At 38.5% G+C, this 20,492-nt stretch carries 26 protein-coding genes; 18 read left to right on the top strand and 8 right to left on the bottom strand.

Annotation, left to right across the window (positions count from 1 at the left end):
* Positions 1-36: 36 nt before the first annotated feature.
* Together WCS89_01020 and WCS89_01015 are read left to right on the top strand one after the other, a co-directional pair.
* Complete coding sequence (locus WCS89_01020; GenBank protein MFA6554068.1) at positions 37-327, top strand: hypothetical protein; 291 nt, start codon at positions 37-39, stop codon at positions 325-327.
* A 26-nt stretch (positions 328-353) separates the two neighbouring features.
* Positions 354-1,289, top strand: a complete 936-nt coding sequence (locus WCS89_01015) for a hypothetical protein (protein MFA6554067.1) — start codon at positions 354-356, stop codon at positions 1,287-1,289.
* 352 nt (positions 1,290-1,641) lie between these two features.
* Here WCS89_01015 and WCS89_01010 read toward each other — a convergent pair whose 3' ends face one another.
* Genes WCS89_01010 through WCS89_01000 form a run of 3 tightly spaced genes read right to left on the bottom strand, consistent with a single transcriptional unit; the run spans position 1,642 to position 3,724 of the window.
* Positions 1,642-2,361 (bottom strand): glycosyltransferase family 2 protein, encoded by a 720-nt coding sequence (locus WCS89_01010; protein ID MFA6554066.1) that lies wholly within the window; start codon positions 2,359-2,361, stop codon positions 1,642-1,644.
* Positions 2,362-2,391: 30 nt separating this feature from the next.
* A complete protein-coding gene (locus WCS89_01005; protein MFA6554065.1) occupies positions 2,392-3,114 on the bottom strand; it encodes a glycosyltransferase in 723 nt (240 codons plus the stop codon).
* Positions 3,115-3,127: 13 nt separating this feature from the next.
* A complete protein-coding gene (locus WCS89_01000) occupies positions 3,128-3,724 on the bottom strand; it encodes a DedA family protein (GenBank protein ID MFA6554064.1) in 597 nt (198 codons plus the stop codon).
* Positions 3,725-3,795: 71 nt separating this feature from the next.
* On the opposite strand from WCS89_01000, the gene WCS89_00995 reads away from it, so the two are divergent.
* A complete protein-coding gene (locus WCS89_00995; protein ID MFA6554063.1) occupies positions 3,796-4,863 on the top strand; it encodes a quinone-dependent dihydroorotate dehydrogenase in 1,068 nt (355 codons plus the stop codon).
* 17 nt (positions 4,864-4,880) lie between these two features.
* Here the strand turns inward: WCS89_00995 and WCS89_00990 are convergent, their stop codons facing one another.
* Positions 4,881-5,339, bottom strand: coding sequence for a hypothetical protein (locus WCS89_00990; GenBank protein ID MFA6554062.1), 459 nt, complete (start codon positions 5,337-5,339; stop codon positions 4,881-4,883).
* Between the two features lie 168 nt (positions 5,340-5,507).
* On the opposite strand from WCS89_00990, the gene gap reads away from it, so the two are divergent.
* The 14 genes from gap to WCS89_00920 all read left to right on the top strand — a co-directional run bounded on the left by gap (position 5,508) and on the right by WCS89_00920 (position 16,809).
* A complete protein-coding gene (gene gap / locus WCS89_00985; protein ID MFA6554061.1) occupies positions 5,508-6,539 on the top strand; it encodes a type I glyceraldehyde-3-phosphate dehydrogenase in 1,032 nt (343 codons plus the stop codon).
* A 60-nt stretch (positions 6,540-6,599) separates the two neighbouring features.
* Complete coding sequence (locus WCS89_00980; GenBank protein MFA6554060.1) at positions 6,600-7,139, top strand: Fic family protein; 540 nt, start codon at positions 6,600-6,602, stop codon at positions 7,137-7,139.
* 33 nt (positions 7,140-7,172) lie between these two features.
* Positions 7,173-7,397: a hypothetical protein gene (locus WCS89_00975; protein ID MFA6554059.1), complete on the top strand. Its 225-nt coding sequence runs from the start codon at positions 7,173-7,175 to the stop codon at positions 7,395-7,397.
* 68 nt (positions 7,398-7,465) lie between these two features.
* Positions 7,466-8,059 carry a nucleotidyl transferase AbiEii/AbiGii toxin family protein gene (locus WCS89_00970; protein MFA6554058.1) on the top strand — a complete coding sequence of 198 codons (594 nt, stop codon included), beginning with the start codon at positions 7,466-7,468 and terminating at the stop codon, positions 8,057-8,059.
* A gap of 25 nt (positions 8,060-8,084) precedes the next feature.
* Positions 8,085-8,561 carry an RpiB/LacA/LacB family sugar-phosphate isomerase gene (locus WCS89_00965; GenBank protein ID MFA6554057.1) on the top strand — a complete coding sequence of 159 codons (477 nt, stop codon included), beginning with the start codon at positions 8,085-8,087 and terminating at the stop codon, positions 8,559-8,561.
* Positions 8,562-8,642: 81 nt separating this feature from the next.
* Complete coding sequence (locus WCS89_00960; GenBank protein MFA6554056.1) at positions 8,643-8,921, top strand: type II toxin-antitoxin system RelB/DinJ family antitoxin; 279 nt, start codon at positions 8,643-8,645, stop codon at positions 8,919-8,921.
* Between the two features lie 279 nt (positions 8,922-9,200).
* Positions 9,201-9,881, top strand: coding sequence for a hypothetical protein (locus tag WCS89_00955; protein ID MFA6554055.1), 681 nt, complete (start codon positions 9,201-9,203; stop codon positions 9,879-9,881).
* Between the two features lie 8 nt (positions 9,882-9,889).
* Positions 9,890-10,753: a transketolase gene (locus tag WCS89_00950; GenBank protein ID MFA6554054.1), complete on the top strand. Its 864-nt coding sequence runs from the start codon at positions 9,890-9,892 to the stop codon at positions 10,751-10,753.
* A gap of 73 nt (positions 10,754-10,826) precedes the next feature.
* Positions 10,827-11,801 carry a transketolase C-terminal domain-containing protein gene (locus WCS89_00945; protein ID MFA6554053.1) on the top strand — a complete coding sequence of 325 codons (975 nt, stop codon included), beginning with the start codon at positions 10,827-10,829 and terminating at the stop codon, positions 11,799-11,801.
* 39 nt (positions 11,802-11,840) lie between these two features.
* Entirely contained in the window at positions 11,841-12,971 is a 1,131-nt protein-coding gene (murG, locus tag WCS89_00940) for an undecaprenyldiphospho-muramoylpentapeptide beta-N-acetylglucosaminyltransferase (GenBank protein ID MFA6554052.1), read from the top strand.
* A 65-nt stretch (positions 12,972-13,036) separates the two neighbouring features.
* The gene (locus tag WCS89_00935; GenBank protein MFA6554051.1) at positions 13,037-13,543 is read left to right on the top strand and encodes a hypothetical protein; all 507 of its coding nucleotides are present in this window, start codon (positions 13,037-13,039) and stop codon (positions 13,541-13,543) included.
* A gap of 237 nt (positions 13,544-13,780) precedes the next feature.
* Positions 13,781-15,130 (top strand): glutamate--tRNA ligase, encoded by a 1,350-nt coding sequence (gene gltX, locus WCS89_00930; protein MFA6554050.1) that lies wholly within the window; start codon positions 13,781-13,783, stop codon positions 15,128-15,130.
* Positions 15,131-15,188: 58 nt separating this feature from the next.
* Complete coding sequence (locus tag WCS89_00925) at positions 15,189-16,481, top strand: peptidoglycan DD-metalloendopeptidase family protein (protein MFA6554049.1); 1,293 nt, start codon at positions 15,189-15,191, stop codon at positions 16,479-16,481.
* A 58-nt stretch (positions 16,482-16,539) separates the two neighbouring features.
* A complete protein-coding gene (locus tag WCS89_00920; protein ID MFA6554048.1) occupies positions 16,540-16,809 on the top strand; it encodes a hypothetical protein in 270 nt (89 codons plus the stop codon).
* Positions 16,810-17,139: 330 nt separating this feature from the next.
* Here the strand turns inward: WCS89_00920 and WCS89_00915 are convergent, their stop codons facing one another.
* Together WCS89_00915 and WCS89_00910 are read right to left on the bottom strand one after the other, a co-directional pair.
* Positions 17,140-17,514 (bottom strand): nucleoside 2-deoxyribosyltransferase, encoded by a 375-nt coding sequence (locus tag WCS89_00915; protein MFA6554047.1) that lies wholly within the window; start codon positions 17,512-17,514, stop codon positions 17,140-17,142.
* A gap of 82 nt (positions 17,515-17,596) precedes the next feature.
* The gene (locus WCS89_00910) at positions 17,597-18,079 is read right to left on the bottom strand and encodes a hypothetical protein (protein ID MFA6554046.1); all 483 of its coding nucleotides are present in this window, start codon (positions 18,077-18,079) and stop codon (positions 17,597-17,599) included.
* A 326-nt stretch (positions 18,080-18,405) separates the two neighbouring features.
* Here WCS89_00910 and rpmA point away from each other — a divergent pair, with 326 nt between their 5' ends.
* A complete protein-coding gene (gene rpmA / locus WCS89_00905) occupies positions 18,406-18,678 on the top strand; it encodes a 50S ribosomal protein L27 (GenBank protein MFA6554045.1) in 273 nt (90 codons plus the stop codon).
* Between the two features lie 79 nt (positions 18,679-18,757).
* Here the strand turns inward: rpmA and rplI are convergent, their stop codons facing one another.
* Both rplI and WCS89_00895 read right to left on the bottom strand, forming a co-directional pair.
* Positions 18,758-19,195, bottom strand: a complete 438-nt coding sequence (gene rplI / locus WCS89_00900) for a 50S ribosomal protein L9 (protein ID MFA6554044.1) — start codon at positions 19,193-19,195, stop codon at positions 18,758-18,760.
* 10 nt (positions 19,196-19,205) lie between these two features.
* Complete coding sequence (locus WCS89_00895) at positions 19,206-20,420, bottom strand: S41 family peptidase (GenBank protein MFA6554043.1); 1,215 nt, start codon at positions 20,418-20,420, stop codon at positions 19,206-19,208.
* Between the last annotated feature and the right edge of the window lie 72 nt (positions 20,421-20,492).

Raw genomic sequence — 20,492 nt, 5'->3', positions numbered from 1 at the left:
CACGAATTACCAATTAATATTTAAATTAAAAATCATATGACAACAACAGCAAAAACGGGTATTGCTCTAGTGATTATACTAGTTATTATCGTAATAGGTTGGATTTGGTACAACAATTCGCAAGTAAAAGTAGAACCAACACCAATAGTAACTGAAACCGTCGTAACTCCACCACCAAAAGAACCTAACACAGCAGGTACAGGACTTAGTGCGGAGACAGACACATCTACTACGGCTATACAAAATGATCTTGACGCTTTTAGTAAACAAGTAGAAGCTTTGAACGCTGACGCAGCCAATGTTGATCAGGGTATGACAATAAAATAATTATTAACCATAACCAATATACAAATATGAAAAACAAAACAACAATTCCACTTATAGTATGTTCTATGGTTTTTGCTTTATTTATCACAATATCTTCAGTTTCAGCTGAAGAAAGACGTGTAAATAAAATTTCTTCAGATGATCAAGAGGTTGAGAATGAGATTGAGACCAGATCAGCTTCCTCAACAGATAACAAAAAAGAAATTGAAGAAAAAAAGGGGGAATTGGCAGAAAAAAAGATTGAGAGAATCAAAACAGCGGCTGATAAGGAACTTGAAAAGAGGATAGAAGATTTAAAGAAACTTCAAGAGAGGATTAAGGAATTCAAAAATCTATCCGATAATGATGAATCTTTTATCGCCTCAAACGTCAACGAACTTGTAGCTGAGCTCAACAAACTTAAAAACACGATAGATACTACAAATTCAACGACGACACTAAAAGAAGCTCGTGATTCTATAACTAGTAAATATCGCGTTTACGCTTTGTTTATGCCAAAGATGAATATCATTGCGTCAGCAGATAGAATAACCACAATGGTAAGCATGATGTCTATAGTCAGCTCAAAATTGGAAGCTCGTCTGAATAGTCAGGCAACTTCAAGTCAAATAACATCGGCAAATATTGCTTCGGCTAGGGAAGCTCTTGTAAGGTTCAATTCCAAGGTTGCTGATGCTCAAATACAAGCTCAGGGAGCCATTACGGATGTTGCAAACCTTATCCCTGATCAAGGAGACAAAGGTATGATGGCTTCTACTACGAAGGCTCTACAGTCTGCTCGTGCAAAGATAAAGGTTGCTCATGGAGATCTCACTTCTGCCAAGAACGAAGCAAATACTATTATTAAGCTTCTAACAAAGGGTGATAAGGAAAGGGAGAAGTTAAATATAAATATGGGTAACAACGCAACTTCTACTCCAAAAAGTGATTCTGGTAAGGATTCAAATAAGAAATCCGATTAATAGTTGAAAACCTATTCAAAGGTTGGTGGATTTAATGGAATTAATTAAGAGGTGAAAGATTCCAATTCAAATAAGGATCTAGGAAAGTAGAGACTAACAGAAAAGACTGAAAAATGAAAAAACGTCGAACTTTTCGACGTTTTTTCATATGCAAGAAATTCAAAGGAAGGGGATAGGGAGTCTTTTTTCTCATAAAATAAATGTGACGGAAAATCCGTCACATTTATTTTATGAGAAAGAGAGAATTTTCAAAGAGTAATATGTGCGGACGTTCTTTTCTTTAAAAGTAAAAGCGACCCCCCCTCTAATCTTAATAGTCTTTAATTCGCTCAACCAAAATCAAAAGACTCACTTACTTTTTCACCACCCTCTTTGCCGGCTTAACAAACAAAATATGCTTGAAAAAATGATACCAATATTTCATCATCAGATTGAACTTACCTTCAGCCTTGAAACGGCGAGCCGAGGTCTTCATGACAACACTTGGACTGAACTTGACCTTACCATGAGCAGAGACACGCTTGGCGGTATCGGTATCTTCACCATAAAAAGTAATAGAAGTATCATAACCGCCGGCTTTTTCTAGTGCACTTGCCCGTATGAAATTGTTACCACCTATGATAGTTGCTCCACGATGAATGAAAGGTAATTGGAAAAACATATTAGCAATAGGATATATAGCACTTTGAAAAAACAATGAGGACTTTCTGAAAAACCAATCTGCATCATAATAATCATATGGTCCAGAAACTGCGGCAATCTTCTCATCTATAAAATATGAAGAACCATTTGATAACCAAGTTTTATCTGGCAAACAATCCGCATCAGTGTTAGCAATAATATCTCCGACGGCTTCAATCCTCCCTCGTTCACGAGCCCAAAGAAGTCCCTTCCTATTCTCAGTTACCACTTTAACAGGGAACTTACTGGCAACTTCGTAAGTTTTATCAGTACTAGCATTATTAACAACAATTATCTCATAATCTTTATAATCTTGAGCCAAAAGAGCCTCTATTGTCGTTGCAATATTTTTCTCTTCATTATAAGCTGGTATTACTATTGATATTTTCATGTTTTTGCCTCGGTCGCCGTAGTCGGATTTTTATCTAACATCTTTCCATTCCTTCGCTATTGACCTGTCATTTATAGCCACATACAAGGTTTCGGTCATCCAAATATACAAAAGCTTGGGCCACCCTATTCTATGCGCTCTACGGCCATAATGGAAGACCCTGAGATTGGATAAACAGATGGTTCTACCTATTTCACTCAATCTTTGGAACATGTTTGCATCTTCACGAGAAACGAGGTCCTCGCGGTAACCGTTAACTTTCAAAAAAGCTTCCTTACGAATCATCTGGAATTTGCCAGAAGCTTCGCCAGTATGAAAGATATTATTTTTTAAAACATGTGTCCAATTGAAAATAATATAAATAAAACGATCGGTAAAAGTCTCACATTCTTTCAAAACTTGCAAATAAGTAGTCACAGCCACTACATTTTTATTAGCCTCAAAATATTCTAAAATCGTACTAAAGAATTTATCAGGATTTTCTATTCTACTATCTCCATCCATGAAAACGAAAAAATCACCTTTAGCTGTACGAGCTCCTTCGTTTCTATTTGCTCCGATAGCTTGATGCTTTTTTTCTGGAACTAGGACGGTCACATCCTGAAAAGATTTGGCAATCTCAACTGTTTTGTCAGTACTTTTGTCATCAGATACGATGATTTCGTGAGGTAAAGTAAGCTTTTGCTTGAATTGCTCTAAGCTTTCGCCGATGTACTTCTCCTCGTTATAGGTTGGGATTATTATAGAAAGCATATAGAAAGCAGGATTATATAAAAGCTTTGGCTTTTTTGGATAAATACCTCTTGTATCTTAGGAATCCAATGAATACCAAGATAAACATAGCAACAACGAACATTTTTCCCAAAACAGATTCAACCGTTACATATAGATTACCAAAGAAATATCCTACACCAATCAAGAATCCTGTCCAGACAAATTGACCAGTAGCATTGATAGCCATGTATCTCCAAAATGGAATCTTAACCATACCAGCTGTCATGAGAGTAACAAGAGCAAAACCCAAACCATTTGTTATTTTAGAAATAAAAAGGATGTGATGTTTGTATTTATGAAAAATATCAGTGACTTTGATAACTGACTCTTCCGTAATATCAAAATATTTTCCAAAACGTTTGATGAAACGATGACCATAATAACGGCCGATATTATACCAGAGAGCATCACCAAGTAAGTCTCCGACCATCAAAGCCACATAAAGTGGGATAAAAGAGAAATAACCGAGCTTAATCAAGACTCCACCGATAAGTGACAGGATTGGCCCTTCGGCGCAAGCAGTCACAATTATAATTGCATAAACAACGTAAGGGTGAACTGTGACAAGTTGTATGAGCCATTCTTGCATAAAAACTTGGTTACATTATAACCTATTTTTCGTCTAGGTCCGACATAGTCGGAATATGGTAATATATCTCCATGTTATATAAATCAATCCTAAAACCTATATTCTTCAAATTTGACCCCGAAGATGTTCATGATTTCATGACTTATGTTGGTGAATTTCTAGGTAACTACAGTTTGACCCGCAAACTTACCAACCTCATCTATGGTTACAATGGTCCTGATATTTCTAAAACTGTTGATGGTATAAAATACCGAACACCTTTTCTTTTATCTGCTGGTTTTGACTACAACGGACATTTGGGCAAAATTCTTCCAGAAATAGGACTCGGTGGGGAAGAAGTCGGTTCGGTCACAGCCAAACCTTGCGAAGGTAATCCAAAACCTCGTTTGACTAGGTTACCAAAATCTCAAAGTATCATTGTTAATAAAGGTTTGAGAAATGACGGAGTTGATGCGGTGATCAAGAGGTTAAAAAAAGTACAACTAATAAGAAGTGCTCTGCCTTTTGTCACTGGCATCTCCATCGCCAAAACCAACTGTTCCGAAACAGCCGATATAGAATCTGGAATGAATGATTATTTGTATTCATTCAAAAGACTAAATGAAGAAAATGTCGGCGACTATTACACCATCAACATCTCATGCCCAAACGCTTTTGGTGGGGAAGCTTTCACTACTCCAGAATTATTGGAAAGGCTTTTGACCAAGCTTGATACTATTCCATGCAAAAAGCCTGTCTATATAAAAATGCCCATCAATATTCCTTGGGAACAGTTTGAGTCTCTACTTAAAGTTATTGATAAACATGGTTTACAGGGCGTGATCATTGGTAATTTGAACAAGGATTACAATTCACTAGATTATCGTGACGAGGCTCCAAAAGATTACCATGGCGGTCTTTCTGGCAAACCTTGTGCCAGTCTTTCTACTGAACTCATAAGGAAAACCAAACAGATTTACGGTTCTCGCTTTACTATTATCGGAGTCGGTGGAGTAATGTCATCAGAGTTAGCACAAGGAAAATTTGATGCTGGCGCTGATCTCATTCAACTTATTACAGGGATCATATATGAAGGTCCTAGTTTAATTAAAAAAATGTGTAAAAAAGTGCGACCAAATTTGGCCGCACTTGTGAAATAAATAACCTCTACCTTACCTTAGTGGCACATACTCGGTGCAAAATGTCTGACACACCAATCTTTTTTCTTCTGCTTCCTTGACGCTTTCTCTTTTTCCCGATGGATTCGTTCGTCCATGGCATGTCTTGCCGTATTAAGAACTGTCTTGATACTACGTATGATCTGACGAATAACATTTCCAATAGTTACACCGATGTTAACTACAATAACTGGAATCCAAACACCAGTCCGCCGACATCGCTTATCAAATTTCTTTTGAGCTCTCTTTGAGCTCTTGACCTGTAACGGAACATCATATCCATTCTCAAGCTTAACAACGAAATCGATCCCTTTCCTATCAAGATTTGAATTCGGAGTTGCATGAATTATTTCTGTAATTTCTGCAATATCAGGCTTTTTCTTTCTCTTAAGAATAGTCAACGCCCGTTTAACCATCGCCTCACTAGCGAAACCACGGTCTCTGTTATTATTGTTCATAACATTATAAGGACTCGAACACGTTTTGTGCTCGTATTATTCCGTATCAAGTCTATAATTTTTGGTAAATTTATACAAAGCAGGGCTGTGTACAAGACACAAAACATGGGTGCATATTTCAACAAGACCGTGATACAATTATTCCAATTAACTAACAATATTCATAATATGAAAAAAATCCGTGTTGCAATAAATGGTTTCGGTCGCATCGGTAGAGCCTTCGTCAAAGTTGTCAAAGATCGTAGTGACATAGAAGTTGTAGCTATCAATGACCTTGGTGACATAAAAAGTTTCGCTTATTTACTAAAATACGACACAGCTTACGGCGTTAGTCCTTTTGATGTTTCTGTAAATGAAAAAAATAATTCCATCGTTATTGATGGTGCGGAAATTCTTTATATAAGTGAAAAAGATCCTGCCAAATATCCTTGGAAAGCTATGGACATTGATGTTGTAGTTGAATCCACCGGATTATTTACTTCAAGTGAAAAAGCCAACGCTCATATCATTGCTGGTGCCAAGAGGGTAGTTGTCTCTGCACCTATCAAAGACAAAGAAGATTCAACAGTTAAAGGCGCAACCATTCTCATGGCTATGAATGAGGATAAATTAGAAACTTGTCAGATCACTTCAAACGCTTCCTGTACAACGAATGCTGCTAGTCCTCTCATGGCAATCCTAGATGAATCTCTTGGAATTGAAAAAGCTATTTTGAATACCGTTCACGGATACACCGCTTCACAAGGACTAGTTGATGGTCCAAACAAAAAAGATCTCCGTGAAGGTCGTGCCGCTGCCCAGAATATCGTTCCTTCTTCCACCGGCGCCGCTATCGCTGTTACAAAAGCCCTTCCTCAACTCGCAGGCAAGTTTGATGGTATTTCCATTCGTGTTCCAGTAGTTTGTGGTTCTATCGTTGATGTCACTTTCATTTCCAAAAAGAATACTACCGCCGAAGAGGTCAATGATATTTTGAAGAAAGCCGGTTCAACACCTCGTTGGAATGGTATCTTCACCACAACCGAAGAGCCTTTGGTTTCTCATGATATTATCGGTAACCGCCATGCTTCTATTGCCGATCTAGCACTCACTCGCGTTGTTGATGGTAACCTTGTGAAGGTAATGGCTTGGTATGACAATGAGATGGGGTATACGTATACATTAGTGGAACATGTGGTAAAAGCAGGGAGGTTGGTGTAAAAACTGTAAAAATTCTTAATTATTATGGAAAAACATCTGTAAAAATGGTATAATAATACTATGTCAAATGTTGACCAAATCAGCAAAGAACGAGCCAAAAAACTTTTCGGTAGTCAGGAAATTGAAAGTTTTGAGGTCGGCACAACCAGAGGTTTACAAAAAATCCACCAATATTTATTTGTGGAGCTTTACGATTTTGCTGGTCAGATTCGCATAAAAGATATAAGCAAAGGGGGCTTTCGATTTGCTTCTTCTTTATATCTGGAAGAAAGTTTAAAAAAGATTGATAAAATGTCGGAAATTACTTTTGAGAACATCGTCGCAAAATATGTGGAAATGAATATAGCTCATCCATTTATGGAAGGAAACGGGCGGAGTATGAGGATCTGGCTTGATTTGATGTTTAAAAAAAATCTCAAACAATGTGTTGATTGGGTCAAGATCGACAAGGTCAACTATTTGAACGCAATGCAACGCAGTCCGGTGAATGACCTAGAGATTCGCGAGCTTTTGCGTACCGCTTTGACCGATAAAATCGATGACCGCGAAGTTTTCATGAAGGGAGTGGATCAATCATATAATTACGAAGAAATTGAATGAGAAATTTATCCCAAAATATGCTATAATATAGATATGAAATTCAGAGAATCACTCTTTTGGGATACCAATCCCGCAAAAATAGATCTAGATAAAAATGCTCGTTATGTCATTGAGAGAGTATTGGAATATGGAAGATTAGACGAAGTTCGTTGGCTTTTTAAACAATACTCCAAAGATGCTATCAAAAAAGTTATGGAATTACCTCGTGTACAGTTGTCATCTAAATCAAAAAACTTATGGTCACTAGTCCTACAGTAAAGACATCGATTGAAAGTCTACACCTTGAGATGTTGTCCGAAAAGACAAAGGGGGCTTTCTTACGATGCGTGGAAATCCCATTATTTGCAGAAAATGGTTGGTATCTTGCTGGTGGAACAGCACTCACTCTTCAAGTTGGTCATAGAAAATCAGTTGACTTGGACTTTTTTACAAACCAAAAGTTTGATGAAGGGAAGATTGCTGAACAATTGAGCACTTTAGGTCAATGGGAAACAACCTCAATGAGTCCCGGGACTATTTATGGAGAATTTTTGGGCGCAAAGATGAGTCTGATTTACTATCCATTTTTTAAGAATGCAGATGATATGCTCAAGATTGGTTTTGTAAACGTTATAACTCCCAAAGATATCTCTGTCATGAAGGTTGTCGCTATAAGTCAACGAGGACGAAAACGAGATTTTATTGATATGTATTGGTTAAGTCAGAATATTTTACCCATTGAGGAGAGTATAAGGCGAGTTGATCAACAATACACCGTAAAACAAAATGTCAGTCATATTTTGAAAAGTCTTGTCTATTTTGAAGATGCTGAAAATGATCCAGATCCAGAGACCAATTTCAAAGCCAGTTGGAAGGAAGTAAAAGCTTTTTTTACGAATCAGATCCCTAGAGTAACAAGGGATCTAGTTAATTTGAATTAAGATTACTATTAATTAACTAACCTCCATGCCCACCACCCCCCAAATAATCCTCGCATCAGATCACGCTGGTTTTGCGCTCAAAGAGTCGGTCAAATCATTCCTAGAAAGTAAGGGGTATTCAATATTGGATGTAGGGGCACACGAACTCATTCCTGAGGATGATTTTCCTATTTACATGACAGCCGCTGCGATGAAAGTAGCAGAGGACTTGAAAGGTAATACAAAAGCCATCATCTTTGGTGGTTCAGGACAAGGAGAGGCTATGGTCGCCAACAGATTCCCAGGAGTGCGAGCAGTCGTCTGGTATGGTGACACATCAAGACCTAGCTTTGATGTCATCAAACTTTCTCGCGAACATAACGATGCCAACGTCCTTTCTGTTGGCGCAAGATTCGTAACCGAAGAACAAACCAAAAATGCTGTTGAATTGTGGCTAAACACACCCTTTAGTGAAGAAGAAAAATACAAGCGAAGAAATGATCAGATTGATGCTATAGAATAATTTTTCAAAAGGTCAATACCTCTAGGACGGCTCAAAATAACCACTTGACGAGATACTATACCAAAGTATATACTTCAGTATATGACTACAAACACCAAAACACTCATAACGGTTAAGACCGATAAAGACCTCAAGTTGGCCGCACAAGAGACCGCCAAGGAGATTGGTATTTCTCTTGGGACACTCATAAACAGTTTTTTGAAACAGTTCGTGCGTAACAAGGAGGTTAATTTTTCTGTTTCTTATAAGCCCACTGCTTATTTGAAAGCTGCAATTGCTGAAGCAGAAAAAGAATATGCGGAAGGTAACTTTAAAACAGCACATTCTGTTGAAGAACTCATGGAAGAATTGCGTTCTTAATTTATGCTTGGTAAGCTTTACGAATGATTGATTTAGATTTTTCACCAAAATTCAAAAAACAATTTGGGGTTTTATCAGAAAAGATAAAATCCAAGGTACATGAGCGCCTAAAAATATTCACACTAAATGAATCCGATCCCATCCTCAATAATCACCAATTGCACGGTGAATATGCTGGATGCAGAAGTATAAATATAACTGGTGATATTCGAATAATATATAAAAAATCTAACGAAAATCATTACCGATTACTTGTAATAGGCACCCATTCCCAATTATATGAATAAAAAACTAGAAATCATCCCTGCAATATTACCTCGTGATTTCGCAGAACTTGAAGATAAAATCTCGCTCATACAAGGATTAGTCAAAACTGTACAGATAGATGTCTGTGACGGTCAATTTGTACCAAATGCCACTTGGCCATACAGGAAAGACGATGAGACTTTCAAAAAACTTTTGACTGAAGCAGAAGGTTTACCAGGTTGGAAAGAACTCAATTTTGAAATAGACCTCATGGCAAATAAAGCTGAAGAAATAGTAGATGAATGGGTCATCGCTGGCGCTTCTCGCATAATCCTCCACGTTGAAATGAAGGGGAATTTGGCAGAAGCGATAACAAAACTTCAAGATAGAGCCGAGATAGGTTTGGCTTTCAATGTTGAAACTCCTATAGATCTTATTGAAACTTTCAAGGATCAGATCCAATTTGTTCAATGTATGGGAATAGATCAGATAGGATTCCAAGGACAAAAGTTTGATCCAGAGGTTGTGACAAAGGTCAAAACTATTAGAGAAAAATATCTAGAGCTTCCAATATCAGTTGACGGAGGTGTCTCCATGGAAAGTGCTCCAATGCTCATAGAAGCTGGGGCAAATAGGCTTGTTGTAGGATCGGCTATATTTAATTCGGATAATGTTTTTGAGGCGATACAGAAATTTAAGAAAATTCTGGTATAATACTACCAATGTCCCTCACAGAAGCAAAAATTTCTCTGTTTGAAAAGAAAGCCAAGGAAATCCGCCGTTCAGTCATAGAAATGCTTATTGAAGCCAAGTCTGGTCATACCGCTGGCTCGCTAGATATGGCTGACATTTTCACTTATTTATATTTTTACGCTCTCAAGCACGATCCAAAAAAGCCCGATTGGCAATACCGAGACCGAGTCGTATTATCAAACGGTCACATCTGTCCTGTCTTATATGCAACTCTCGCGCATGCAAAATATTTTCCAATTTCTGAATTAAAAACTCTACGTAAACTCGGTTCAAAACTCCAAGGGCATCCTCATAGAGAATGGCTACCAATATTAGAAACATCTTCTGGCCCACTCGGTTCAGGGCTTGGTCAAACTATAGGCATGGCTTTGGCTGATAGGATAGACAATGGCAAAACTTCTGGAAAAAAATTCTATTGCCTCATGAGCGATGGGGAACTTGATGAAGGTAATTCTTGGGAAGCCATCATGCTCGCAAGCAAAGAAAAACTCCATAGTGTCATTGCTATAGTAGATCGTAATAACATTCAAATAAGCGGAACTACCGATGAAATCATGCCACTCAATCCTCTAGCAGAAAAATGGCGAAGTTTTGGTTGGCAAGTTATAGAGATAGATGGGCATGATTTTTTGCAGATTGATAGAGCTATAGAAACAGCCAAGATGAATTCTGGTAAACCGACCGTTATCATTGCAAAGACTATTCCATCAAAAGGAATTCCTGAATTTGAAGGGAAGTATGAATGGCATGGAAAAGTACCGACAACAAAAGAGGAAATTGAGATTGCACTGTGTCATTCCCGCGAAGGCGGGAATCCAGTGTCTAACCCGTGAATATATTGGTAATATCCTGGATTCCCGCCGAAGTTTATCCTCGGAGGGGACGGTAAATGACAAACAAAACATTATGCAAAATGACAATAAAAAACTAGCTTCTATGCGCGCAGGCTTCGGTGAAGGCCTAGTTATAGCTGGTGAAGCAAATGCCCAAGTAGTAGGTCTCTGTGCAGATCTAGCCGAATCAACCGGCATGTTACCTTTCAAACAAAAGTTTCCTGAAAGATACATAGAAGTTGGTGTAGCCGAACAAAATCTAGCAACTGTAGCTTCCGGCATGGCTAGCATGGGCAAGATCCCATTCATGGCATCATATGCAGTTTTTAGTCCCGGTAGAAATTGGGAACAGATCCGCACAACTATCTGTTACAACAATCTTCCAGTGAAGATCATCGGCACTCACGCTGGTTTGAATGTCGGTCCAGATGGTGGAAGTCATCAAGCTCTAGAAGACATAGCTCTCATGAGATCGCTTCCAAGAATGGTTGTTGTGAGCCCTTGCGATGCTATTGAAGCTAAGAAAACTATCATTGAAATTGCCAAAACTAATGATCCAACATATGTGAGATTGGTACGCGAAAAAAGTCCTGTCATTACAAATGAAGAAGCTATTTTCAAGATTGGTAAAGCACAGATTGTTTACGAAAAGAATGGTTCAAAATCCGGAAGCCTCGCTTCCGTCGGCATCATTGCCACTGGCCCGATCCTATACAAAGCCCTCATGACGGCAAAGAAACTAACCAATGAAGGTATAGACGTAACTGTCATGAATCTTTCTACTATCAAGCCGTTAGACGAACAAGCAATCATCAAACTGGCACACAAGACTGGGGCAATAGTTACCGTAGAGGAACATCAGATTCACGGAGGTATGGGTTCAGCTGTTGCGGAATGTCTTTCAACACATTTTCCAACTCCTATAGAATTCGTTGGCGTCAAAGATGTTTTTGGTCAATCAGGTCAATCAGAAGAACTTCTTGAACTTTACGGTTTAGGAGAAAAAGATATTTATAAAGCGATACACAAGGTAATACTGAAAAAATAGTACCTCGAGGGTAGACCTTGAATATGCTAGAATAATCCCATGAAAATCTTATTTACAGGAGGTGGCACTGGCGGACATTTTTATCCAATCATTGCCGTTGCCGAAGCTCTTCAGGAACAAGTACGATCAGGAAAGATACTGCAACCAGAATTCTATTACATGGCCCCAAATCCTTACAACGCTAGGACTCTTTTTGAGAATGGCATAGAATTTATTTCCGTACCAGCAGGGAAACTACGTCGTTATTTTTCTATATTAAATATAACCGACCTTTTTAAGACTGCTTACGGCTGTCTATGGGCATTTTTCAAAATTTACTCAATATATCCAGATGTAATATTTAGCAAAGGCGGTTATGGGGCTTTTCCAGCACTCTTGGCGGGAAAAATATTAAATATTCCTATAGTTATTCACGAATCAGACAGTAGGCCGGGTAGGGTCAATGCTTGGTCTGGAAAATTTGCCAAACGTATAGCTCTATCTTTCCCTGACGCTGAACAATACTTTATTCATAAAGATAGGGTCGCTCTTACAGGCAATCCGATCAGAAAAGAGATTATCCAACCCCTGAAAAATGGTGCTAGAGAATTCTTGGATCTTGAAGAGGGAACTCCTATGATTCTGATTCTTGGAGGTTCACAAGGTTCACAAAGTATCAACGAAGTAGTGTTAGACGCTCTGCCAGAACTCCTAAACAACTATCAGATTATTCATCAGACTGGTAGTGCCAATCTAGAAGAAACAAAATTAACCTCAACTGAAGTTTTGAGAGGTAATAAGTACGCATACCGTTATCATCCTTTTGATTATTTGAATGATTTGGCTATGCGCATGTCATCTGGTGTGGCCGACGTCGTTATCTCTAGAGCTGGGTCAACTATATTTGAAATCGCAGCATGGGGAGTACCTTCTATCATCATCCCTCTGCCTCATTCTATATCTCATGACCAGACCACCAACGCTTTTTCTTATGGAAAAACTGGTGCAGCCTCTATTATTGAAGAAAACAATCTGAGTTCTCATATACTCATAGAAGAGATAAACCGTATAATCACTTCACCTGAGATAAATCGTGCAATGCGTGAAAAAGCCCGTAACTTCGCCAGATTGGACAGTGCCAACGTGATAGCTGACGCTATACTAGATATAGCCTTGGAACACGAGAAATAGTATGCTAGGCTTATAGGGTAATAATAAAGTCGTAATTATAAGTTTTTAATTCTTAAACAAATAATATGGAACCTCAAAGTGGAATCAAGACATGGCAGTGGGTTGTAACCGTAATTGTCATTGTTTTACTTATTATCATAGGTATCAAAGTTTTCAGTGGTAAAGGAGGTGCAGAAGCTCCTGTAACAACAGATGAGACCCCTATCACTACAGATGACCAGATCGGTGCAATAAATCGCATCATCATGTCAGATCAGTTTCCTGGTAACATCGTCTACATCTCAACAGTTCAGGTTTCATCTCCTAGCTGGGTTGTGATCCAAGCCGATAATGCAGGTACTCCAGGCAAAGTCATTGGTTCAGCTCGTTTCGCTGCTGGTATCAATCCAGGCAAGATTACTTTGACCCAATCAATGGTTGACGGTAATACTTACTACGCTGTTATCTATACAGATAGTGGTGCCAAAGCTTTTGACGCTACAAAAGATCTACCTCTCAAAGATGCAAAGGGTAATGTTATCATGAGAGTATTCAAAGCTACATCTTCAGCAGATGCAGGACTTAAGGGATAATTAGATAGGGATTAGGGGTTAGTTATTAGAGACTAGTAAAAACCACTGGCGAAAGTCAGTGGTTTTTGTTTGTGCTGTCATTCCCGCGAAGGCGGGAATCCAGGATATTACCACAAAATCTATTTCCAAATAATTATAATAAACTATTATCTCGTAATAATCCTAGATTCCCGCCTTCGCGGGAATGACAACAAAAAAGCCTTCGCGGGAATGACAATGACATGTTAAAATCAACCTATGAAAATCATCACCCGTTTCGCCCCATCACCAACCGGATATTTACATGCCGGCAATTATAGAACTGCTCTTTTCTCTTACATTTACGCCCGCCAAAATGACGGCAAATTCATCCTACGCATAGAAGACACCGACAAGGAACGTTCAAAGAAAGAATATGAGGATAATATTATTGATAGTTTAAAGTGGCTAGGATTGGAATACGACGATTTTTGCAGACAATCTGATAGGACAGCCGTATATCAAAAATACATTCAAAAACTCATAGACTCCGGTAAAGCTTATATTTCCAAAGAAACCCCAAGAGAAGGTCTTTCTGCCGAAGAAGCCTCCAAAATGCGCAGTGAAGTTATCCGATTCCGAAATCCAAATAAGAAAGTTAAATTTGTGGATATGATACGTGGTCCAATAGAATTTGATACTACCGAGCTTGGCGATTTTATCATTGCAAGAAGTATGACCGAGCCAGTCTTTCATCTCGTGGTCGTCATAGATGATGCAGAATCTGGCATAACTCATATTGTCAGAGGTGAAGATCATATTTCCAATACACCTAGGCATATTCTTCTTTTTGAAGCTTTGGGTTTACCAATCCCTGAGTACGCTCATATTCCACTACTACTTTCACCAGACAGAACCAAACTTTCCAAACGCAAAGGTGCTTTACCTATTACCGAATATCGTTCCAGAGGATATCTACCAGAAGCAGTAGTCAATTATCTAGCCATGCTCGGTTGGCATCCAAATGATGACAAAGAGATTTTCAGTCGTGAAGAGATCCTCAAACAATTTTCTCTAGAAAGAGTCCAGAAGGCTGGAGCTATATTTGATATAGAAAAGCTCAACTGGTTCAACAAAGAATACATTACAAAATTATCCGATAAAGAATTCAATGAAATAGCCAAACCTTTCATACCAGAATGGCTTTCGGCTAAGTCGGATCTAGCCGGAAAGTTGCAACCAATCTTGCGTGAGAAAATCTCCGTTCTTGGCGAGATCAGTAAACTTTTTGAACTTGGAGGTGAATTAAATTTCATAAAAGAAATTTCTGATTACAAAACTGACATGCTTCTTTGGAAAAAGAATCCTAGCAGGGAAGAGGCGGGTAAACATTTGACCAAGGTTCGAGAATTAATTGACGAGGTCAAACCTAATAACTTCACGGTTGAAAACATCAAAAATGCCCTTTGGGGATATGCGGAAGAAAAAGGCAAAGGTGATGTTCTTTGGCCATTACGTGTAGCTTTGACAGGACAAGAAAAGTCACCAGATCCTTTTACCTCGGCATTTATTCTGGGTAAAGAGGAGACTTTGAAGAGGATTGATGGGGCGATAATGAAGTTGGGTTAGGGGGCAGAGAGGTAAGAGATAAGAGGTAAGAGTTAAGATTCACCCATCAGTAAAAAATATGATTAAATTCCATAAAACCTCTTTACTTCTTATTGTTATATTTCTTATCTCTTACCTCCTACCTCTTACCTCTACCATTTCTCTCCACGCCCAAACTGCCAGCGACATCCAAGCAAAGATTGACCAGAGAAATGCTGATATAGCTAACCTAGAAAAGGAGATTGCGAGCTATCAAAAACAGATTGATGCTCTTTCAACACAAACGGTTTCTCTTGTATCAACGATAAAGACCCTAGAATTAACCCGCAAAAAACTTGAAAAAAACATTTCTTTAACTCAAGATAAGATTGCTTCCAAAAATTATGAAATCCAAAGACTTGGTTCACAGATTACCGGCAAAGAAAGTAATATCAGTGACAATCAGCGCATCATAGCCAAAACTTTTTCTACTATAAATGAATCGGGGAGCCAGTCTTTACCAGAACTAATCTTGAGTAGTAGATCCGTCTCGCAGACTATAGATTCATTTGAGCAATTAAATATCTTGCAACAAGGCCTATATGATCGTATCAAAGAGCTCAGTCAAGACAAAGCCAATCTTGAGACAAATAAAAAGGCTAGCGAAAAAGCCAAGGCTGAATTAGTTAAACTTAACAATCAGCTCAGTGACCAGCGTGCTCTGGTCCTTTCTACATCCGCTGAACAGACGGCTCTATTGAAGGAAACCAGCCAATCAGAAGCCAATTACAAAAAGATTTTAGCTCAAAAAAAAGCACAAGAAGCAGCCTTTCAACAAGAGATAAATAGTTACGAATCGCAACTCAACCTCCTGATACACCCAAACCTTATCCCTCATACGGGTTCAGGTGTTCTTTCTTGGCCATTAGATAAAATCACTGTAACTCAATATTTTGGCAACACTCCTTTCGCAACAGCCAACCCCCAAGTTTACAATGGTCGCGGTCATACAGGAATAGATTTTCGTGCCTCAATAGGTACACCAGTCAAAGCCGCTCTTTCTGGAACAATAATCGGTGTAGGGGATACAGACATCGTCCGAAGTTGTTACTCTTACGGTAAATGGGTAATGATAAAACATGCCAACGGACTTTCCACTCTATACGCCCACCTTTCACTTCAAAATGTAATAAAAGGGCAGACAGTCAGTACCGGAGATATGCTAGGTTATAGTGGTAATACCGGTTACTCCACTGGACCACATTTACATTTCGGTGTCTATGCTACTGAAGGAGTCCAAATCAAACGTTTTGATAATAGTGTAAACTGCCGAGGAGTTGTCATTCCAACGGCTGATTATAAAGCCTACCTAAACCCACTTTCATATCTATAAAATTTTCCGGAAGCGAGGCTTCCGTAAGATAAAAATATGTTAAAATTATTTCAATATTATGACTTCCAAAAAAATTAAGACGAACGGGGGACTTATAAAAATGATTTTGCTCATCTTAGCTATACTCATCCTATTGGCTTACTTCGGCTTCAACATCCGCTCTATAGTCAGCTCTCCAACCTTCGTGGACAATTGGGCCTTCCTGAAGTCCTTTGTCATAGGTATCTGGGATCATTATCTAAGTGGACCAGTAATGTACGTCTGGAACACATTTTTTATTCCTTTTGTCTGGAATCCAATAATGAACAATTTGAGTAAGCAAGGTTAACAGGTGAGTGAAATTTATTTTCAAAAACTTTTACAGAAAAGATTACAATAAATATTTAAGCGACCAATCTATCGTCCGGTCGCTTTTTTTATTACCAGCAGGGGACTATTCAGCGCTTCAAGCCGTCTTTATTTTATATAGGTAGTGCGTAAAACATATATTGTGCGACATTGTTTCCTTAGGAGCGCGATTAGCGCGAGTTAGGAAACAACGAGTGCCCTCTCGTTTACAGAGAGGGCCGACATTCGTAACAACTCATAAGGTCTACCCTATTAACCAGATACAATAAAAAACTCCCAGACTTTTTAAGCTTGAGAGTTTTTTTATTAACTAAATTTTCAAGAAAAGTTCAAGACTTTCAACTGGAATAAATTTGATTACATAACAATCTAAACTTATATCATTAGTCGGCTCCGAAAAATAAATAGGCTTCCCTTTTGCTAGGGCATACCCGAGCTCAAGTTTACAGCTCGTCCCCATATAACCCTTAGGTGTAATAAAATAAACTACATCTGCATTATTTATAGCGTCATAATGTTCTGTGGCAAGCTTTTTATTTCCCTCAATAGTATTAGCATCATCTTTATTATCCGTACTGTAATCAATATTTGGAAAAATTGGTTCTAAACCAAGAGCTCCTAATTTTGAGATAGTATCTCGGACTAAATCTCGATATTTCATACTACACCCTAATACTATTTTCATATTCGTATTTTATCACATAATTTACCACCAAAAAATCCCCACCATAACGATGGGGATTTTTTGTATATAGAATTTCTAATTTTTACTTCAGAGCCACAGCATTCCCTACTGACCAACACTTCTTTGAAGCTGACCAAGGTTTCAAACCTTGTTCCTCATAAAGATGCTTGGCGTAAGCAATGTTACCTTGAATGGTATGAATATCCATTCCAAGTTTAACTGCAGTCTCGGCATGATATCTTTCGTTAATTTGCATAACTCCAATATCTGCCTTATCAACTATTCCACGAATGACATTACCGTCCTTATCAAACTGTCTGAAGTTAGACTCGCAACGGGCAATATCAACTAGGATAGGACTTAGAGCATATTCTTGGCGAAGATACTTTTCCATTTCCTTTGGATCTGTAGTTGTGAAGATCTGTCCTTCTGTTGAAGTAGTCATCACTGCTTCCTGTTCAGAATTAGCGTGGTCAGTAGCAATATTTGCTACGTGATTGTCTGCTTGTCCGGAACCATACAATGAAGACATAAGAAACAAAACACCCGTTGTAAGTTCAGTCATAAATTAAAAAGGGAGCTTTATAATCAATGATGACTACTAGGCTCTCTTGTACTACAAGTTTAGCACCTTCAGGTCTCAATGTCAAGACCTTTAATACCGTAATATGGCTCAACAGAGCCGTATTTTACATACAAAATACCCTTATTTAGAGCCGTTTAAGGGGAATAATCAATAATCAAGATCCAATAATCAAGTAAATACGGTCTTTTTGGTTATTGGTGTTTGGTTATTGATTATTTAAATCCCATCTTCCCTACTTTCCTTGCATTACAAGCCTTTTCTATGTTAGACTCACCGAGTTAAACAATTTCAAATAAAACACTAATATGGCACATAAGAAAGCAGCAGGTACAACCAAAAACGGTCGCGATTCAAATCCACAACATCTTGGGGTCAAGATTAACCATGGCCAACATATCACCACAGGACAGATCATTGTCCGCCAACGTGGTACTACAGTTCTTCCTGGTAGAAATGTAGGCATCGGCAAAGACGATACTCTCTTCGCTCTCAAAGAAGGTAAGGTTGAATTTGGTTCAAAGCGCAAGACTAGTTTCAACAACGATATCGATAGAAAAAAGATTGTCCACGTTATCTAATACATCAAAAATCTTATAAACAAAAAATGGAAGTCTATCTTCCATTTTTTGTTACTAAACTTATATTCACAATCCAAGACTAAGCGATGACGACTTTAAATGTAACGGACTTGCCTCCCCCATTAACTTTAATCATATGTTCACCAACAGTTTTCAACGGCTGATCTAATTCAATAAAAGAAGGGTCAATCTGAAGTTCTGTTTGCTTTTGTAATTCTGCAACAATAGCTTCTTTGTGAATACCTGCAAATAAGTGACCTTTTTCATTTGCCTTGCCAACAATAGTCAAGGTTACACCATCCAAATCTTTTATATTTTTAACCAATAAATCAGCATGTACTTTTCTCTCTCCTTCTGCCTTTGCCCGCTCTACATCATTCTTTTTGACCGCTTCAGGAGTAGCTACGATAGCTAAGCCCTGTGGAATGAGTAAATTCAAAGCGTGACCACTACTAACTTCTTTGGTATCAAACCTCCTTCCTAACTTGGCGACATCTTTCAGTAAAATGATTTTCATAATTTTATCTTTATGGTAATGCTTGTAATAATTGCACAGCTTTCTCCATCTGACTATCCTTCTTGGCGGCTGCGTCCTTTTCAGTGATTTCTACCTTATAATCTGGCTCCAAGCCATCATGTGATAGGTTGTGACCTTTTGGAGTGAGCCAACGGGCAATGGTGACCTTCAGCGATGTGTCTGAGGTAATATTTACCAATTCTTGTACTGAACCTTTACCGAAGGTTTTAACACCAACCAACTTGGCTACACCATGCTCCTTTAGGGCTCCAGCCAAGATCTCAGCGGCAGAAGCCGAGCCATTATCTACAAGTATCAACATTGAGAAATTCTTACCACCAAATACATTGTAACCCTTACTTCTAAAGACATTCGGCTGATTGTTACCTCCAAAATCTTCGGTTACTATAACCTTCCCTGCTGGAAGAAAATATGACGCCATATCCCAAGCTGCATCTAGATATCCACCTGGGTTACGTCTCAAATCCAAAATGAGTTTGTGATTGCCAGAAGCAATAAATTCCCTGAGCGCATTGCGGAATAAGTCTGGAGATTGAGCAGTAAAACTATAGAGCGAGATAACTGATATTCCACCCGGTTTTGTACTAGTATCTATAGTAGGAATTTTGATAGTATCGCGAACAATCTTTCTGGTAATTGGTTTTGAAGCACCAGTTGGTAAAAATGAAATGCTTACTTCTGTACCCTTTGGACCACGAATCAGTTTGACTGCTTGATCTGTACCCATACCAACCGTAGAAGTCCCGTTTATAGAAAGTATAAAATCACCAACCTTAACACCCGCTTTTTCTGCTGGACTATCTTTTATAGGAGAAACTACCAAAAGTTGTTTGTCTTTCAATCCAATCTCCATACCAACGCCACCAAAATCACCCTTTATATCATCTTTAAACATCTGTGACTCCACTGGTGGAAAAAAGACTGTATAAGGATCACCATAAGAGGATGCTAAACCTTGAATAGCTCCGTATATCTTTGTCTGAGGGGTAGTACTTCCGGCAGTGACATACTTTTCATCAAGAATTTTCCAGACTTTCCAAAACGAAGCGAATTCATTTGAACTAGCTATTTCGGCCATATCAGGATTTGAACCAGAAGGAAGAGAATTGCGACCTTCTCCGATATAGATACCTATAAAGAAAGCGAGGATAACTGCTGGCAAGCCAATAAGCACATAAATAAGTTTCTTATTTTCCATATTCATAGTGGTGCTATTATTGCACAAATGAGCAAAAGAGCAAAATTTTTACAGAAGCCTCGCTTCCGTAGTGACATT

The organism is Candidatus Paceibacterota bacterium (assembly GCA_041666915.1).
Lineage (GTDB): Bacteria > Patescibacteriota > Minisyncoccia > Phycocordibacterales > PALSA-1337 > C7867-002.
This window is presented reverse-complemented; position numbering and strand designations above follow the sequence as displayed.

Excerpts from the sequence above, each read along its gene's own strand:
- WCS89_01020 (MFA6554068.1), top strand. The coding sequence starts at position 37 with ATGACAACAACAGCAAAAACGGGTATTGCTCTAGTGATTATACTAGTT.
- WCS89_01015 (MFA6554067.1), top strand. The coding sequence starts at position 354 with ATGAAAAACAAAACAACAATTCCACTTATAGTATGTTCTATGGTTTTT.
- WCS89_01010 (MFA6554066.1), bottom strand. The coding sequence starts at position 2,361 with ATGAAAATATCAATAGTAATACCAGCTTATAATGAAGAGAAAAATATT.
- WCS89_01005 (MFA6554065.1), bottom strand. The coding sequence starts at position 3,114 with ATGCTTTCTATAATAATCCCAACCTATAACGAGGAGAAGTACATCGGC.
- WCS89_01000 (MFA6554064.1), bottom strand. The coding sequence starts at position 3,724 with ATGCAAGAATGGCTCATACAACTTGTCACAGTTCACCCTTACGTTGTT.
- WCS89_00995 (MFA6554063.1), top strand. The coding sequence starts at position 3,796 with ATGTTATATAAATCAATCCTAAAACCTATATTCTTCAAATTTGACCCC.
- WCS89_00990 (MFA6554062.1), bottom strand. The coding sequence starts at position 5,339 with ATGAACAATAATAACAGAGACCGTGGTTTCGCTAGTGAGGCGATGGTT.
- gap (MFA6554061.1), top strand. The coding sequence starts at position 5,508 with ATGAAAAAAATCCGTGTTGCAATAAATGGTTTCGGTCGCATCGGTAGA.
- WCS89_00980 (MFA6554060.1), top strand. The coding sequence starts at position 6,600 with ATGTCAAATGTTGACCAAATCAGCAAAGAACGAGCCAAAAAACTTTTC.
- WCS89_00975 (MFA6554059.1), top strand. The coding sequence starts at position 7,173 with ATGAAATTCAGAGAATCACTCTTTTGGGATACCAATCCCGCAAAAATA.
- WCS89_00965 (MFA6554057.1), top strand. The coding sequence starts at position 8,085 with ATGCCCACCACCCCCCAAATAATCCTCGCATCAGATCACGCTGGTTTT.
- WCS89_00960 (MFA6554056.1), top strand. The coding sequence starts at position 8,643 with ATGACTACAAACACCAAAACACTCATAACGGTTAAGACCGATAAAGAC.
- WCS89_00955 (MFA6554055.1), top strand. The coding sequence starts at position 9,201 with ATGAATAAAAAACTAGAAATCATCCCTGCAATATTACCTCGTGATTTC.
- WCS89_00950 (MFA6554054.1), top strand. The coding sequence starts at position 9,890 with ATGTCCCTCACAGAAGCAAAAATTTCTCTGTTTGAAAAGAAAGCCAAG.
- WCS89_00945 (MFA6554053.1), top strand. The coding sequence starts at position 10,827 with ATGCAAAATGACAATAAAAAACTAGCTTCTATGCGCGCAGGCTTCGGT.
- murG (MFA6554052.1), top strand. The coding sequence starts at position 11,841 with ATGAAAATCTTATTTACAGGAGGTGGCACTGGCGGACATTTTTATCCA.
- WCS89_00935 (MFA6554051.1), top strand. The coding sequence starts at position 13,037 with ATGGAACCTCAAAGTGGAATCAAGACATGGCAGTGGGTTGTAACCGTA.
- gltX (MFA6554050.1), top strand. The coding sequence starts at position 13,781 with ATGAAAATCATCACCCGTTTCGCCCCATCACCAACCGGATATTTACAT.
- WCS89_00925 (MFA6554049.1), top strand. The coding sequence starts at position 15,189 with ATGATTAAATTCCATAAAACCTCTTTACTTCTTATTGTTATATTTCTT.
- WCS89_00920 (MFA6554048.1), top strand. The coding sequence starts at position 16,540 with ATGACTTCCAAAAAAATTAAGACGAACGGGGGACTTATAAAAATGATT.
- WCS89_00915 (MFA6554047.1), bottom strand. The coding sequence starts at position 17,514 with ATGAAAATAGTATTAGGGTGTAGTATGAAATATCGAGATTTAGTCCGA.
- WCS89_00910 (MFA6554046.1), bottom strand. The coding sequence starts at position 18,079 with ATGACTGAACTTACAACGGGTGTTTTGTTTCTTATGTCTTCATTGTAT.
- rpmA (MFA6554045.1), top strand. The coding sequence starts at position 18,406 with ATGGCACATAAGAAAGCAGCAGGTACAACCAAAAACGGTCGCGATTCA.
- rplI (MFA6554044.1), bottom strand. The coding sequence starts at position 19,195 with ATGAAAATCATTTTACTGAAAGATGTCGCCAAGTTAGGAAGGAGGTTT.
- WCS89_00895 (MFA6554043.1), bottom strand. The coding sequence starts at position 20,420 with ATGAATATGGAAAATAAGAAACTTATTTATGTGCTTATTGGCTTGCCA.